This is a genomic window from Falsiroseomonas sp. E2-1-a20 (assembly GCF_051433195.1).
GTDB lineage: Bacteria > Pseudomonadota > Alphaproteobacteria > Acetobacterales > Acetobacteraceae > Falsiroseomonas.
Genome location: NZ_JBHMFT010000062.1, coordinates 1 through 14,049 on the forward strand (window position 1 = coordinate 1; position 14,049 = coordinate 14,049).

At 65.9% G+C, this 14,049-nt stretch carries 14 protein-coding genes and 1 pseudogene; 9 read left to right on the forward strand and 6 right to left on the reverse strand.

Features of this window, described 5'->3' with window-relative positions:
- Both ACFHPP_RS28400 and ACFHPP_RS28405 read left to right on the forward strand, forming a co-directional pair.
- Positions 1-131: pseudogene (locus ACFHPP_RS28400) on the forward strand (IS110 family transposase); the annotation flags it as partial.
- Positions 132-463: 332 nt separating this feature from the next.
- Positions 464-1,429 carry a Bug family tripartite tricarboxylate transporter substrate binding protein gene (locus ACFHPP_RS28405; RefSeq protein ID WP_437166603.1) on the forward strand — a complete coding sequence of 322 codons (966 nt, stop codon included), beginning with the start codon at positions 464-466 and terminating at the stop codon, positions 1,427-1,429.
- A 3-nt stretch (positions 1,430-1,432) separates the two neighbouring features.
- Here the strand turns inward: ACFHPP_RS28405 and ACFHPP_RS28410 are convergent, their stop codons facing one another.
- The 3 genes from ACFHPP_RS28410 to ACFHPP_RS28420 form a co-directional block, all read right to left on the reverse strand.
- Complete coding sequence (locus tag ACFHPP_RS28410) at positions 1,433-2,173, reverse strand: aspartate/glutamate racemase family protein (RefSeq protein WP_437166604.1); 741 nt, start codon at positions 2,171-2,173, stop codon at positions 1,433-1,435.
- A 112-nt stretch (positions 2,174-2,285) separates the two neighbouring features.
- Positions 2,286-3,485 carry an enolase C-terminal domain-like protein gene (locus ACFHPP_RS28415; protein WP_437166605.1) on the reverse strand — a complete coding sequence of 400 codons (1,200 nt, stop codon included), beginning with the start codon at positions 3,483-3,485 and terminating at the stop codon, positions 2,286-2,288.
- Positions 3,482-4,468 (reverse strand): Bug family tripartite tricarboxylate transporter substrate binding protein, encoded by a 987-nt coding sequence (locus ACFHPP_RS28420; protein ID WP_437166606.1) that lies wholly within the window; start codon positions 4,466-4,468, stop codon positions 3,482-3,484. The genes ACFHPP_RS28415 and ACFHPP_RS28420 overlap by 4 nt, the downstream gene beginning before the upstream one ends.
- A 111-nt stretch (positions 4,469-4,579) precedes the next feature.
- Here ACFHPP_RS28420 and ACFHPP_RS28425 point away from each other — a divergent pair, with 111 nt between their 5' ends.
- On the forward strand, positions 4,580-5,323 hold the full coding sequence (locus tag ACFHPP_RS28425) for a FadR/GntR family transcriptional regulator (protein WP_437166607.1): 744 nt from the start codon (positions 4,580-4,582) through the stop codon (positions 5,321-5,323).
- A gap of 45 nt (positions 5,324-5,368) precedes the next feature.
- On the opposite strand, the gene ACFHPP_RS28430 is transcribed toward ACFHPP_RS28425, so the two are convergent.
- The 3 genes from ACFHPP_RS28430 to ACFHPP_RS28440 are packed head-to-tail and all read right to left on the reverse strand — an operon-like array spanning position 5,369 to position 7,652.
- Positions 5,369-5,758, reverse strand: a complete 390-nt coding sequence (locus ACFHPP_RS28430) for a hypothetical protein (RefSeq protein WP_437166608.1) — start codon at positions 5,756-5,758, stop codon at positions 5,369-5,371.
- Entirely contained in the window at positions 5,755-7,113 is a 1,359-nt protein-coding gene (locus tag ACFHPP_RS28435; RefSeq protein ID WP_437166609.1) for a recombinase family protein, read from the reverse strand. Before ACFHPP_RS28435 ends, ACFHPP_RS28430 begins: the two co-directional genes overlap by 4 nt.
- Entirely contained in the window at positions 7,110-7,652 is a 543-nt protein-coding gene (locus ACFHPP_RS28440; RefSeq protein WP_437166610.1) for a DUF2924 domain-containing protein, read from the reverse strand. The genes ACFHPP_RS28435 and ACFHPP_RS28440 overlap by 4 nt, the downstream gene beginning before the upstream one ends.
- Positions 7,653-7,863: 211 nt before the next feature.
- Here ACFHPP_RS28440 and ACFHPP_RS28445 point away from each other — a divergent pair, with 211 nt between their 5' ends.
- The 6 genes from ACFHPP_RS28445 (at position 7,864) to ACFHPP_RS28470 (ending at position 14,031) form a co-directional block, all read left to right on the forward strand.
- Complete coding sequence (locus tag ACFHPP_RS28445; RefSeq protein ID WP_437166611.1) at positions 7,864-8,649, forward strand: hypothetical protein; 786 nt, start codon at positions 7,864-7,866, stop codon at positions 8,647-8,649.
- Between the two features lie 439 nt (positions 8,650-9,088).
- Positions 9,089-10,984: a DUF3987 domain-containing protein gene (locus ACFHPP_RS28450; RefSeq protein WP_437166616.1), complete on the forward strand. Its 1,896-nt coding sequence runs from the start codon at positions 9,089-9,091 to the stop codon at positions 10,982-10,984.
- A 379-nt stretch (positions 10,985-11,363) separates the two neighbouring features.
- Complete coding sequence (locus ACFHPP_RS28455) at positions 11,364-12,647, forward strand: site-specific DNA-methyltransferase (protein WP_437166612.1); 1,284 nt, start codon at positions 11,364-11,366, stop codon at positions 12,645-12,647.
- On the forward strand, positions 12,635-13,060 hold the full coding sequence (locus tag ACFHPP_RS28460; RefSeq protein ID WP_437166613.1) for a hypothetical protein: 426 nt from the start codon (positions 12,635-12,637) through the stop codon (positions 13,058-13,060). Before ACFHPP_RS28455 ends, ACFHPP_RS28460 begins: the two co-directional genes overlap by 13 nt.
- A gap of 158 nt (positions 13,061-13,218) precedes the next feature.
- Positions 13,219-13,482, forward strand: a complete 264-nt coding sequence (locus ACFHPP_RS28465) for a DksA/TraR family C4-type zinc finger protein (protein ID WP_437166614.1) — start codon at positions 13,219-13,221, stop codon at positions 13,480-13,482.
- Between the two features lie 330 nt (positions 13,483-13,812).
- A complete protein-coding gene (locus tag ACFHPP_RS28470) occupies positions 13,813-14,031 on the forward strand; it encodes a response regulator (protein WP_437166615.1) in 219 nt (72 codons plus the stop codon).
- The last annotated feature ends 18 nt before the right edge of the window (positions 14,032-14,049 follow it).

Sequence of the window (14,049 nt, forward strand, 5' to 3'; positions counted from 1 at the left end):
TCTTCCGCGACCGCCTGCTCGCCGCCGGCAAGCCCAAGATGGTCGATCTTGTCGCCGTGGCGCGAAAGCTCCTCACCATCCTCAACGCCATCATCCGGGACAAACAGCCGTGGCACGCCCAAAGCGCTTGACGACCGACACAGTCGCTCAATCTCCGCCGCCGAACTGCGGGCGATGGCAGGACCGTCCGCGGAGCTGCCGTTCAGCACCGACTGGTTGAAATAGTAGCGGTACTGCTGGCCGCGCCGCCTCCCGCGCGAGTGTGGGCGACATGGCGCGGACCAGCATGCTGGAGAAGGCGTTCGGCAAGTCCAGCGTGCTGCAGGTTGGATAGGCTGGTCCGCGCAAGCGCGAAAGCGCTTGATCCTGCCGCCCCGAGCTCGTACCGAATGTGAGGGGAAATCGCGTCGCGCCAGCACACGGTCCTTTACGCACCCAGGACCATCTGCGGAGAGATGAGACGATGACGATGTTCAGAAGGCGCGCCGTGCTGGGCGCCACTGCAGGCTTAGCCTTGACGCGCGGCGCGGCCACGCAGGAGTCGGCTCGGCCGCTACGGATGATCCTTCCCGTCAGCGTCGGCGGCCTGACCGATGCAGTTGGACGCATCCTCGCCGATGGCATGTCCGGCGCGCTCGGGCGACCGGTGGTGCCGGAGAACATCGTTGGCGCCGGCAGTACGCTTGGGGCGCTGGCGCTGCTGCGGAGCCCCCCGGATGGCAACACGCTCCTGACCGCCACCAACAACCATCCGGTCATGCGCGAGCTGTATCCGAACTTTCCGCATGACCCGATCACCGCCTTCGCACCGATCGCCTTGGCAGCCCGGCAGAACTTCATCCTGGCCGTACACACTGATGTTCCGGCAACCGACATTCCAAGCCTCATCACCTGGCTGCGGGCGCAGCGGGAGAAGGTGAACTACGGCGCCGGCACCCCGGGCACGACCAATTTCATGGCAGGCGAGTTGTTAAAGGAAAGCCTGGGCCTCGAGTTCACCATCGTGCCCTACCGCGCCTCCGCCGCCGCGGTGCAGGACCTGGTCGCCGGCCGGCTGCATATGATGATTGAGACGCCGACCATGCTGCGACCCCTCGTTGACACAGGACGGGTGCGGGCCCTTGCGATCAGCTCGCCTGGCCGCTCGGAGGCTTTCCCTGACCTGCCGAGCCTGCAAGAGGTCGGTGTCGCCGGCTACGACGTGACCGCTTGGCAGATCATTTTCGCGCATGCAGATGTGCCACCCGCCACGCTTGCATCTCTGGAGGCGACGGCACGACGCGTGCTGACCGATCCGGTCATCCAAGAGCGGCTAAAGCGCATCGGCGTTGACACCTGGCCTGATCCCTCCGCCGCGGCGGCTGCAGCGCATCTGCGTTCGGAAACGGCGCGCTGGATGCCACTCGCCGGGCGCATACGAACCAACTGACCTTCAGGTGCGGAAGCGGGCCTGCAGGGCTGGTGCAATCCCCGTAACCACGCGCCCGGCCGGCATCGCGAAGCTGCCGGCGCGGGCCTTCCGCAACTGCATTCGGACGAGGGCCTCCGCCATCGGCACGGCGCAGCTCACGCCCTCCAGCACCGGCACCGGCACCTCGTCGCGGATCTGCTCGGGGATGCCGGCCATGACGGCGCCGATCAGGATGACGGCTTCGGCCAAATCCTGCTCCACCAGCTCCCGCGTCGCGCGCAGGATGCTCTGTCTCGCTTCATCCGGGTTTGCCATCAGCGCCTGGGGCTCCGCCCCCGTATGACGTATTCCTGCAAGCCGTGAGGCCAAGCCGTACCCCTCAACCATCTCGCGCATGATCACACCTGTGCGGGGCGTGGAGACCACAAGGCCGAAGCGGCCACCGCACATGCAGGCAGCGTGCAGCGCCGCCTCGGTCAGGCCAATGACAGGAACCGACATCATCTGCCGCACGGCGTGGAGGCCGCTGTCGATGGAGGCCGCGATGATAATCGCGTCACACCCATCGCCCTCCCGCGCCACCAACTCGAGGCTTGCATGGTCGCCGATCAGCATCTCCATGCGGCTGCCGATCACCGCAGCACCCTGCTGCGCCGTGACGGCCTTGATCTCGGTTCCTGGCGTCGCCACACGACGCGCGGCAACCGCCATCAGATCGGTAATCGCGGACGTGGTGTTCGGATTGGCTAGCAAAAGCCGCATGGTCTGCTTCTTTCATCCCAGGAAAACGCTGTCGGTCCCGCGTATCTATTCTGGCCAGCAGGATTGCTGCGGCAGACAGCCTGCGTCCATCGTTCCCTGAAGCACCAAGGTCCTACACCGCCGATGCCGACCATCGACGCACGTTGATCGTGCTGCGTCCGATCTTGTCCCAATCGTATTCGACGCCCAGGCCCGGACCCGTCGGCACGGGGAAGCAGCCATCGGATCCCACCGCCTCAAGCTCATCTGAATAGTCACAGGCATAGATATCCGGGATCGGGTTCCGCACGCCCGGCGCAACCAACGACAGCTCGTAGAAATTGGAGTTGCGCATCGCCGCCATCAGGTGGCGCTGGGCCGGTCCCGCGGCGTGGATCTCGAGATCCAGTCCATAAGCCTCGGCGAGATGCGCCGTTTTCATCGTGCCGGTGATCCCCTGGTCGTATTCCGGGTCAGCCCGCAGGAAATCCGTGGCGCCTTCCTGCACCCAGGCCACCTTGGCCTCGAGGGTGCGGACATGCTCGGTCATCAGCAGCGGCGTGCGCAGGCGCTCCCGCAAGCGCCGATGCGCGGTGGGCGCAGTGCCCATGTCCTGGAAGGGATCCTCGTACCAGAAGCACTTCGCCTCGTCGCAGGCCTCGCCGACATATAGCGCGTCCGCGAAGGTCCGCAGCGTGCAGGCCGGATCGAGCATCAAGGCCATATCCGGCCCTATGGCGCGGCGGACATGCAGCAGGTTGGCCGCTTCCTCACGCGGGTCGGCCTCGCCCCAGCCGTGTATCTTGAAGCCACGGTAGCCGAGCTCCCGGCATTTCACCGCGAAATCCGCAAAGGCCGCCTTCGACGACAAAACCCCATTGCGGTCCGCATGGGTGGTGCTGGCATAGGCCGGCAGCCGGTCGCGATAGCCGCCCAGCATCCGCGCGATGGGCTGGCCAACGGCCTTGCCCGCCAGATCCCATAGGCAGACGTCGATGGCGGAAAGCCCCACCGCGCCGAGGTGGCGCTGCGACCAGCGCAGCGTGTGCCAGATGCCTTCGCGTGCAAATGCATCCTGGGCCAGCAGGCGGGGCGCCAGCGCCGCCACCTGGGCAGCGACGGCGGGGTTCTTGCCGCTATGCATCGGCACGTACTCGCCGCGCATGCCGTCCGCCGTCGCGATCACCAGGCAGAAGGCGCCGACCGTCTCGACGCCGCCCGGCTTGCAGCAGAGGACCCCATGGCCGTCGCGGCCGAAACCATGTGCCTCGTAGGTGAACTCGTGCAGCTCGACCCGCTCGATCCGCGACGCCACTCCCGATGCGGCCATCATTCCACGCGGATCCCTGCGGCGCGGATGACCTCGCCCCAGCGCGTGAACTCGGCACGCTGGAAAGCCGCAAACTCGGCGGGCGTATTGCCGGACGGGATCGCACCGAACTCCCGAATGCGTCTGGCGACGTCTGGCTTCCTGATAGCCTGGCCCGCCACCGCGCCGAGCCGCTCCACGATGGCCGGATCGGTACCCGCCGCAACGAACAGGCCGTACCACGTCAGCGAGGTTGCGCCAGGCAGACCGAGTTCGGCCATGGTCGGAACGTCAGGCCAGAGCGGGCTGCGGTCCTCTCCGGTGGTGGCGAGCGCGCGCAACCGGCCCTCGCGCACCATCGGCAGCAGGGCAAGCGGGTCGCCGAACGTCAGGTTCACGCGGTTTTCCAGCAGATCCGGCACGACGGTCGCAAAGCCGCGGGTGTAATGAATGATCTCGAGCTCGACGCCTGCGGAACGGTTGAACAGCACGGCTGAGAGATGCTGCGACGATCCGAGCCCGCCCGTTGCCGCGACGATCCGCCCTGGCCGCGCCAGCGCCGCTTCCCGCAGTTCCGCGACCGAGGACACACCGAGCGCGGGATGCACCGCCAGCAGCTGCGGCACGGTCGCTACCAAGGTCACGGGAGCGAAGTCGGCAATCGGGTCATAAGGAAAGCGGGGGTAGATGTGCGGATTGGTGGCATGGGTGCTGAAGGTGCCCATCAAAATCAGGCTGCCGTCCTTCGGGCCGCGCGCGACGAGGTCGGCGGCTATGGCGCCGTTGGCTCCGGTGCGGTTCTCCGCCACAAAGGGGCTGCCGAAGGCCTCGGCGAATTGCTGGGCCATGAGTCGGGACAGGATGTCAGTCGCCGCACCCGGGGCAAAGGGTATGACCACCCTGACAGGTCCTGCCGGATAGGTCGAAGCCTGGCCGGAGGCGGGCCCTGTGCCTGCTGCACCGAATCCAGCTGCGGCCAGGACGGCCAGATTGCGTCGCGTCAGCATGTCTTGCTTCTCCGCTTCCACCCATCACAGCGTGTCGCCCGCCGCTTCGGTCATCATGCTGTCAGACAGCTTGGCAGTCCAGATGCTTCACACTGGCGGTTGACCGTGCCAATGTTCCTCATGCTCCGCCCCTTCCCCTCCGCTGCTCCTGTTCGGCGCCTCCGCCTTTACGAGGAAATCGCCGCCCGGGTCGCCGCCTACATCCTCGACCACGGCATTGCCGTCGGTGGCCGGCTACCAGCTGAGGGGGAAATCGCCCGTAGCCTGGGCGTCAGCCGCCCTGCCGTGCGGGAGGCCATCGTGGCGCTGGAGACTGCCGGCATCGTCATCGCCCGCAGCGGCGGCGGCCTGTTTGTGCTGCGTCGCCCGCGCCGGGGCGCCCCTCTACCCTGGGCCCGCCGCGGTGATCCTGGTCCCGGCCCTCGCGAGCAGCTTCGCGCCCGCCGCCTGATCGAGCCAGAAATTGCCGCCGAGGCCGCCCGCGTCGCGACGCCGGCGCAGATCGATGAACTGGATGCGCAGGCCCGCGCGATTGCTGCCGCCGCCAACGCAGGCCTGCCATTCGCGGAAGAGGCGGTCGAGTGGCACATTGCATTGGCCGAGGCGGCCGGCGTCGCCCCCCTTGCAGATTTCCTGCCGCGGCTGCTCGACAGCGCACATCACGCGATGTGGCGCACCATTCGCGCGAAGTCGGAGACGGACGAGCAGTGCTCTGCCCGCACAGGGTTCCGTGAACGGCTGGTTGCCGCTCTGCGGTCCCGTGATGCGGAGGCTGCGCGGCGTCACATGCAGGAGCACCTTGATGCCGCCGCCGCTGCGACCTTCGGTTCCTCGGAAGAAGCGGCCACGGCCTGAGACGCAGACGGGCTCGGGTGCCTGAGTGGCCAACAGCAACAGCCGTCAGGTGGCGCAAGCGCGCCGCTGATCCGCCCATACGGCCGGGATTGGCTGCATTAGCCGCGGCAGCGTCAACCCTTCCTCCTGCCGGCCGTCCAGTATCGCCTCGACAATGTTGGGCGCCAGCAGCGTCAGCCGCAGCAGTCGGCAGATGTAGGATTCCGGCATCCGCTCCGCCGCGGCCATCTCGTTGATCGTGCCGTAGCGCCCGCTCTCCAGCAGGCGGCGCCACCGAAAGGCTCGCGCCACCGCCTTCACCAGCGTGCTGTTGATCCGCGGAACGTGCGGCGAGGCCCACGGCACCCCGTTCGGCGCCAGCACCATCTTGCGCCCGCCGCGCTTGTGGATGACCAGCGGCACCCGCACCGTCAGCATCTGCGCCGCACTGCTCACGCCGCCACCTGCGCCTCAGCGCCCTGCCCCGCTGCCAGGTCTCGAACCAGGCTCGCCAGCCCATCCAGGCGCAGCCGCACATCGGCCCCGGCGGGACCGACATCAACGCGGTCCACCAGCAACCGCACGATCCGCGCCTGCTCCGCCGGAAACAGTTCGTCCCACAGCGGGTCGAGCCGCTCCAGCGCCAGCCGCACCTCATCCTCCGCCAGCTCCCGTGCCGAGGCCCGCGCCGCCTGCCAGGTCCCCAGCACCACCTCCGGCTGGCGCAGCAGCGCCCTCACCTGCGCCACCACCGCGCCCTCGACCTGATCGGCCGACAGGCGCGAGATCAGCGGCCCGTCCGCCGCACAGCCCTTCAGCACGGCCTGACAAACGTAATAGCGGTAGAGCCGCCCGCCGGACTTGCGAGTGTGGGTCGGCGACATGGCCCGGCCGTCGCTGCCGAATATCAACCCCCGCAGCAGCGCTGGCGTCTGCGACCGGCTGGCATTGGCCCGTGCCCTGGGGCTCTCCACCATCAGCGCGTGCGCCTCATTCCACAGCGCCTGGGGAACGATGGCGGCGTGCTCGCCCGGGTAGGACTTCCCCTTGTGCACCGCCTCGCCGAGGTAGGTCCGGTTGTTCAGCAGCTTGTAGATGTCGCCCCGCCCAAAGGGCCGGCCATGCTTGGTGGTGACACCCTCCTCCCGCAGCGCCTGGATCAGCGCCTTACCGGAGCCGAGTTGTGCAAAGCCCTCAAACACCCGCACCACCAACGCCGCCTCGGCCTGGTTCACCACCAGCTTGCGGTCGCGCGCGTCGTAGCCCAGCGGGACATAGCCGCCCATCCAGATCCCTCGCGCCCGCGACGCCGCCACCTTGTCCCGGATCCGCTCGCCGATCACCTCGCGCTCAAACTGCGCGAAGGAGAGCAGGATGTTCAGCGTCAGCCGGCCCATGCTGGTCGTGGTGTTGAAGGACTGCGTCACCGAGACGAAGGTGACGCTGTGGGCGTCGAAGACCTCCACCAGCTTGGCGAAGTCCATCAGCGCTCGCGACAGGCGGTCGATCTTGTAGACCACCACCACATCCACGAGGCCCTGCTCGATGTCCGCCAGCAGGCGCCGCAGCGCAGGCCGCTCCAGGGTCCCGCCGGAGACGCCGCCGTCATCATAGCGGTCCCGCACCAGCACCCAGCCCTCGGCGCGCTGGCTGGCGATGTAGGCCTCCGCCGCGTCGCGCTGGGCGTCGAGGCTGTTGAAGGCCATGTCCAGACCCTCCTCGCTGGACTTGCGGGTGTAGACGGCGCAGCGGAGTTTCCGGACCACGGCAGGCAGGGCCGGCTCGGGCGCCCGGGATGTTGCGCGTCTCATGCGAGACCTCGACGGGTCTTGAGGCCGAAGAAGGTCCAGCCGTTCCAGCGGGTGCCAGTGATGTGCCGAGCGACCGCCGACAGGGACTGATAGGGTCGGCCCCCGTACTCGTAGCCGCTGGCCAGCACGGTGACGCAGTGCTCGACGCCGGCGTGCTCGCGGATCAGCCGGGTGCCAGCCATCGGCTTATCATCGCCGCGGATGCGCCGGACCACCAGATTGCCGCCGTCCAGCTGCTCGCCCAGCGCCGTGAGCCTGGCCACCGTCTCCGACTTCAGGCCGCCATAGACCAGTTCCTGGACGCGGTAGGCAAGGCGTGTCTCGAGGAAGCGCCGATTGTAGGGCGGCAGCTCGGTGCCGAAGAGCTCCCGCCACTGCTGCTTCAGGTCCAGTGTTGTGGCCGTCGGCAGGGCCGCCAGGCGCCCGAGCACGTCGGCGGGCGGGATAGCTGGGACCACGGGTACCGCGGCCGCTGGCGAGCCTGTAGCGGCCCGTCGTGGCGTCTTCACTTGCAGGTTGTTGGTGCTGATGCGGGTCATGCGCGTCTCCGGTTGGTCCGGTTCGCACACACGCTCTGGGTGGGCGAGAAGTGTAGCAACTTCTCTCGGTCTACGGCAGGATTGGCTGCGTCGAGCGCCGAATCCTCCGCCGTCACCTGCCGCATCCGCACCAAACCTGCGGCGAGGATCGTGCAGACCTCATGAAGGTGTCGCGGGAGAAGCATCATGTCTGCATGTGGCGGCGCGATCCTTGGTCGAGCTTCTCGCTCTGCCGCGCTTAGCTTACCGGTTGCTGGCCGGTCCGGCTGATCTGGTCGGCATGTCGGGCTCATCCGCAAAGTCGGGCCCTCCAGCCAGGGGCCAGGTCGCGTTGCCCCTGCGAGAGGCAGCGCTGGCGTGGTGTACGCCTCAGCTCGTTGCCGATCTGCGGGCGGCCCACGCTGAATTCGCTGCTGCCAGCGGTCGACGAGTTGCCCTTCATCCGTTTCTGACAGAGAAAGACGCGGCCTACGTTCGCTTCATCGTCTTGGGAAGCGGCGGCCCCGCAGTCCCGGCTTACAGGAAATGGCTGGCGGCCGCCTTGCAACTTGAAGCCGATTTTAGGCAGCGGGTCGCCAGCGGAGAGATCGAGCTTGAGGGGCTGCAAGTGGCACCCATGCTCGGCCTTAAGCGGCAACGCCTCCAAGTTGACTGGGCGCATCATCTGACCTTCAACTGGCTGAAGGACGAGGTATTTGTAAAACACACTTGTTTTGACAAAGTAACAGCAACACGCTGCGTAGCCGGAGGTGATGTCTGGGGCGCCGCGCGAACGAAAGGGCCGCACGGACGACCGCGGTTTCCGCTTCAGCAGATGGTTGCCATAGCGCGCTCGGATTTGGGTCGTCGCCACCCCAACAGGACGCGCGAGGCAGAGCGCCTGTGTAAGCTGTTCCGCGAGTGTCATCCAGGTCAGCATGTTCCTGCCGTGTCAACGACTTTGAAGCGCATCCGACAGATCTACGAGCGCGCAGCCAGCGCCGCATCAGCACAATAAGCCCTAAAAGCGCGGAACCATTTGCGGGCTTTTAGTGTCGGTGTGCAGGTGCCGCGCCTGTGCCATCCAGGCTCATGGCTCAGTATCCGGCATCCCGATCTGTCTCACTTCGCGGACCTGGCTCGTGGTCGGTTCGCCCGCTGCCTGTCTCGGAGCCGCTCCAGCAAAGCATGTTCGGTTGGAGCGGCCGTGATTGCGTAGACGCCGAGACCTGCAGCGTGGTGAGACGCGTGACCGTTCTGGGCATGAGTATCGTGCCACCCTGCAGCCCCAACCTTCCACGCAAGCGAAGACTGCCTAGCGGGGGTGCCCCTCGCGGCTGTCGGTGCTGGGGCGGTGCGAAGCACCACATCGACGAAGCGGTCGCCTCGACCTTCCGTCTGCCAACGTGATGGAAAGATTCAAGCCGGGCTCGCAAGGTTCAGTAACAGCACTGCGGATGCAGGCTTTCCGGAACGGGTACGAGCCGCTGCCGATTGTGGGGCCAACGGCGCCTGGCAGGTCACCCGGCAAGCGTCCCGGCGTTCGCGGCTGGCAGTCGATGATCATCGACGAGCGGATGATCAGCAGTTGGGGTGAAGGAAGCCTTGAACTCTGTACAAACACAGGCATTCGATGCGGAATACTGCGAGCTGCGGACGTTGACGTGCTTGACGTCCGCCTTGCCGCTGAGCTGCGCGATCTCGCTCACTCCATTCTGGGTCCTACACCTCTCTATCGCATTGGCCGCTCCCCAAAGTTTCTGCTCGCCTACAGGGTGGAGAAGCCCACGCCAAAGGCAGAAACGCCCGAGTTGCTGTTGCCGGACAAGACAAAGGCTCAGGTCGAAATGCTCGGGCAGGGCCAGCAGTTCGTCGCCTACGGGACACACCCAGAAACCGGCCTCGAGTACACTTGGCCGCACAGTGGGCCAGACGTGGTTCCGCTTTTCGATCTGCCGCTACTGAAACCTGCTTCGGAAGTCGAATTTCCGCCTCCCACTGGCCGGGTTTTACTCCGCCCGCAGCCGCACTACGCCGCCGCTCCAGTGGCCGACTTTCCCTCCGCCGCACACACTGCATGCACCCGGCCAATCGATAAATTAGACGCTGAAGCCCGGCGTCAGCATGCCGAAGACATGAGGGTGTATGAACAGGACCAGAAGGCGGCGAAGGCGGCGGGTGATGAGCCAAACGCAACATCGCAGCCCCGCCTGAACCGCTACCTCGTCGAAGGCACCACCGTAGAGGCGCTTTCTGAGGTACTTCGGGACGACTTGGAGGCTAAGCAGCGGGCCCCGCTCGGGCGTGTGCTCCTGCGCCAGGATGAAATGAGCGAATGGCTTGCCAACTTCGACCGATATCGCGGTGGTGGCCGCGGCGGGGGTGATCGGGGCGCCTATTTGAGGCTCTACAACGGCGGCAGATACGTCGTGGATAGGGTAGGCCGCGGGAGCTTCGCCGTGCCAAGCTGGTCGGCCTGCATGCTCGGCGGTATTCAGCCAGAGCCAATCCAACGCATCGCGCGGGAGGCAGCCGATGATGGCCTGCTGCAGCGCTTCATCTACTGCGTGCCCGGTCCGCAGAACCGCGGTGAAGATCGCATGCCCTTGCGCGCGGCGCTCGACCGTTATGAGGCTCTGATCCCTGCGCTGGCCGCCTTTCGTCCCAGCCGTTGCCGGTTTGGCAGCGCAACGGCAAACGACGATGAACAGACGCCACCCATTGTTCTGGCAGGTGGAGCGCACCGGCACCGCCATGCGGTCGACAAGATGGTCGAGGCCGTCGCGGCATTGCCTGACGTGACGAACAGGCTGCGAGCAGCGCTTGGCAAATGGAATGGCTTGTTTGCCCGCCTCTGCCTGACATTCCATATGATTGCGGCGGCGGATGCTCGTTTGAACGCCCAAGACGGACCGCCCATTGCGGTTCTACACGAGGACACGGCCGCTCGTGTTGCCGCCTTGATGCGCGACGTGCTGCTACCTCACCTGCTTCGTGCCGAAGCCCTGATGTTCTCATCGGCACAGACTGGGCATGCGCGTTGGATTGCAGGGTACATCCTCTCAAAGGGTCAGCCACGAATCGCGATGCGTGACCTGGTTCAAGCGTATGGACCTCTGCGCGCGCCAGAAGCGCGGCGCGAACGCTTGGAGGTAATGGAAAGCCTTGTTGCGGTAGGCTGGCTACTCCCGGAACCTCAGTCGAACCCGGCGCGCGATCCTGCGGGCTCGCTCGTGAATCCGCTGGTTCACACCCTGTTTGCCGCACGGGCCGAAAGGGAACGCACGTCACGTCACCACACTCGGCAGCGGATTAGCGAAAGCTTCCCCGAGCTCCTCAAAAGGACTCCCTGATGTTGCACTTGTTGCTGGCCACAATGGTGGGACGCTCGAGCCTTTTCGCGCAACGGCGCATCAGCCCGGTCCCAGCATGCCGCTAAAGCCCAGCGCCTACGCCGATTCGTCAGGTGCCATTGAATCGGTGGGCGCGCCCGAGGCTCTCGGAGGTTCAGATGTTGCAGATGTTGCTTGCGCGCATGGGTGGAGAAAGGCGATTCACCATCTTCTCTTATTTCTCCTTCACTCGATCTGCCCGCGCGCGCAAGCAACATGTGCAACTTCCTGCGCTGGCACCGGCGTCGACCCGCCGCGGTGGGCACCGGCTCGTCGGCCGATACAGAAGGAGGCTGGCGCCGCCAGTCTCATCCGGTACTTCTAATCAGGGAGCACGCTGGTGAGCAATCGCGTGGCAAAGGCCGTGAGTTTCCCGCCCTACAACAGGGCCTTGGTCCAAAATCTTATCCCCTACGCGCGCAACGCTCGCACCCATTCCGACGAGCAGATCGCGCAGATCGCTGCGTCGATCCGAGAGTTCGGCTTCACCAACCCGGTCCTTGTGGATGGCGATCACGGGATCATCGCCGGCCACGGCCGGGTGCTTGCCGCCCGCAAGCTGGGCATGACGGAGGTGCCGACGCTGGAGCTCGCCCATCTCTCCGAGACGCAGCGCCGCGCCTACGTCCTGGTCGACAACAAGCTGGCGCTCAACGCCGGCTGGGACGAGGACCTGCTGCGCCTGGAACTGGGCGAGCTTAAGATCGAGGGCTTTGACCTGGCGCTGACCGGCTTCGGGCTGGACGAGCTTGCGTCGTTGTTCGCCGAGCCCACTGGCGGGCTGACCGACCCGGATGCCGTGCCCGACGTCCCGGAGAGCCCAGTGGCCCGTGCGGGCGACCTCTGGCTGCTGGGGCGGCATCGGCTGGCCTGCGGCGATGCCACGACAGTCGAGGCGGTGGACGCGGCGCTGGGTGGCGTGAAGCCCCACCTGATGGTCACCGACCCCCCCTATGGCGTCGAGTATGACCCGGCCTGGCGTAATGCGGCGCTGGCCGGCAGCAAGACGGCGCGGATCGGCAAGGTGCTAAACGACGACCGGGCGGACTGGTCCGAAGCCTGGGCGCTGTTCCCCGGCGACGTGGCCTACGTCTGGCACGGCGCGCTGCACTCCAGCACCGTGGCTGAAAGCCTGAACGCCGCCGGCTTCGAGATCCGCGCCCAGGTGATCTGGGCGAAGGACCGGCTCGTGATGGGCCGAGGGCACTACCACTGGCAGCACGAGCCTTGCTGGTATGCCGTCCGCGGCGGCGCCACGGGCCATTGGTCGGGCGATCGGAAGCAGACGACGCTGTGGTCGATCCCGACGACGGGCCAGGATGCCAAGACGACGCACGGAACGCAGAAGCCGGTCGAGTGCATGAAGCGGCCGATCGAGAACAACAGCAGTCCGGGCCAGGCGATCTACGAGCCATTCAGCGGGTCCGGCACCACCATCATCGCGGCCGAGATGACTGGGCGGTCCTGCCACGCCATTGAGCTTTCGCCCGCCTACGTCGACGTCGCCGTGCTGCGCTGGCAGGCATTCACGGGTCAGCAAGCGGTGCTCGAGGCTCAGGGTCAGTCCTTTGAGGACATAGCGGTGGCGCGCGCCGCCGAGGAGGTTGAGCCATGCAAGGTGTGATCTTCAGGCCGACCGAGGAACAGCACCGATCGGTGCGCGCCATGGCCGGGTATGGCGTTCCGCACGCGGATATTGCAACGATGCTTGATATCGACGCAAAGACGCTCCGCAAGCACTTCCGCCGCGACCCGGACCGCGGCTCCATCGAGGCTACGACCAAGGTGGCGCAGACCCTATTCGGCATGGCCACCTCCGGTCATAACACGGCGGCGGCAATCTTCTGGATGAAGGCGCGCGCGGGCTGGCGTGAAAAGCACGATGTCCGCGTCGAGGTGGACGACGTCCGTCAGCTCTCGGATGAGGTGTTGGAGGAGCGCGTTCGAGAGGGGCTGAAGGAATGCCTGGAAGTCGCCGGGTACATCGTGACAGACCCGGTTTGCTTCGACGCCGAGGAGCAGACCGAGGACCGGTAATCAGCCGCGCCCTGTTCAACACCGACCAACGACCGTTGATCGGTGGTGAACAGGCCTGCGGCGGTTGCAACAGGCCTCACCCTGGGTGCCATGCTTGGAATGGCATGGGATAGGCCCATCTCCTACCCAAGGACGACCGGCATCAGCGTGAGGCGCCAATGGCGAGCGGGTGGGCTCCGGATGGAGCCGTTCAGGATCAGATCGACGACACCGTCATGGATGGCGTGCTGCGGGCACGAGCAGGAATGCCGACCGGTGCCGGCGAAACCCACTGCGTCGAGTGCGGCGACGAGATTCCGGAAGCGAGGCGCTTTGCGATCTCTGGCGTTCGGACCTGCGTTGCCTGTCAGTCTGCGCGGGATCGCCGACCAGTGGCTTTCGGCATTAATCGCAGGGGCAGTAAGGACAGCCAGATGAAATAGGGCGGTGCCGCACCACTTGCCTATGCTGACCGCTTTACGACCCTGGCCAAAGTGGTGTGAGTCCAGGCCGCACCGCCCCGAGGTGTTGGCACGCCACGGTTTATGAGCGTCCGCGCCAAGCCCGCATTGGTCACTACGCCACCGGCCCTTGCCGCCGCCACCTCGATCGCCGACGCGGCATCTTGTTGCGTAAACGACACAGTCTGGTCTAAGGAAGCGACATCCAGGCCTTTTCACGCTTTGGTGAAACGGTTTGGCAATGGTTTAGCCCATTCTTCTCGCATACCGAATGAAAGCCTCGGGGGAGGCTTCACAAGGGTGGGGGGTTTCATGCGCGTACTGATTGTCGAAGATGAGGAGCTGATCCGGATGTTGGTCCGTGATCTGCTCGAGGAAGCCGGCTTTAGCTGCAGGGACGCCAGCGACGCTGATGAGGTGACCGCCATCCTCGACGACGATAGCGGATGGCAACCAGACCTGCTGGTCACCGACTACAATCTTGGCCAAGGGCCTAATACTACTGTGTCATTTAGTGGTAGTTTGGTGTGAGGCGGTGGCAGCACGGGC

Bases quoted from the DNA above. Each gene is read 5' to 3' on its own strand.
- ACFHPP_RS28405 (WP_437166603.1), top strand. From the start codon at position 464: ATGACGATGTTCAGAAGGCGCGCCGTGCTGGGCGCCACTGCAGGCTTA.
- ACFHPP_RS28410 (WP_437166604.1), bottom strand. From the start codon at position 2,173: ATGCGGCTTTTGCTAGCCAATCCGAACACCACGTCCGCGATTACCGAT.
- ACFHPP_RS28415 (WP_437166605.1), bottom strand. From the start codon at position 3,485: ATGATGGCCGCATCGGGAGTGGCGTCGCGGATCGAGCGGGTCGAGCTG.
- ACFHPP_RS28420 (WP_437166606.1), bottom strand. From the start codon at position 4,468: ATGCTGACGCGACGCAATCTGGCCGTCCTGGCCGCAGCTGGATTCGGT.
- ACFHPP_RS28425 (WP_437166607.1), top strand. From the start codon at position 4,580: ATGTTCCTCATGCTCCGCCCCTTCCCCTCCGCTGCTCCTGTTCGGCGC.
- ACFHPP_RS28435 (WP_437166609.1), bottom strand. From the start codon at position 7,113: ATGAGACGCGCAACATCCCGGGCGCCCGAGCCGGCCCTGCCTGCCGTG.
- ACFHPP_RS28440 (WP_437166610.1), bottom strand. From the start codon at position 7,652: ATGACCCGCATCAGCACCAACAACCTGCAAGTGAAGACGCCACGACGG.
- ACFHPP_RS28450 (WP_437166616.1), top strand. From the start codon at position 9,089: ATGCAGGCTTTCCGGAACGGGTACGAGCCGCTGCCGATTGTGGGGCCA.
- ACFHPP_RS28460 (WP_437166613.1), top strand. From the start codon at position 12,635: ATGCAAGGTGTGATCTTCAGGCCGACCGAGGAACAGCACCGATCGGTG.
- ACFHPP_RS28465 (WP_437166614.1), top strand. From the start codon at position 13,219: ATGGCGAGCGGGTGGGCTCCGGATGGAGCCGTTCAGGATCAGATCGAC.
- ACFHPP_RS28470 (WP_437166615.1), top strand. From the start codon at position 13,813: ATGCGCGTACTGATTGTCGAAGATGAGGAGCTGATCCGGATGTTGGTC.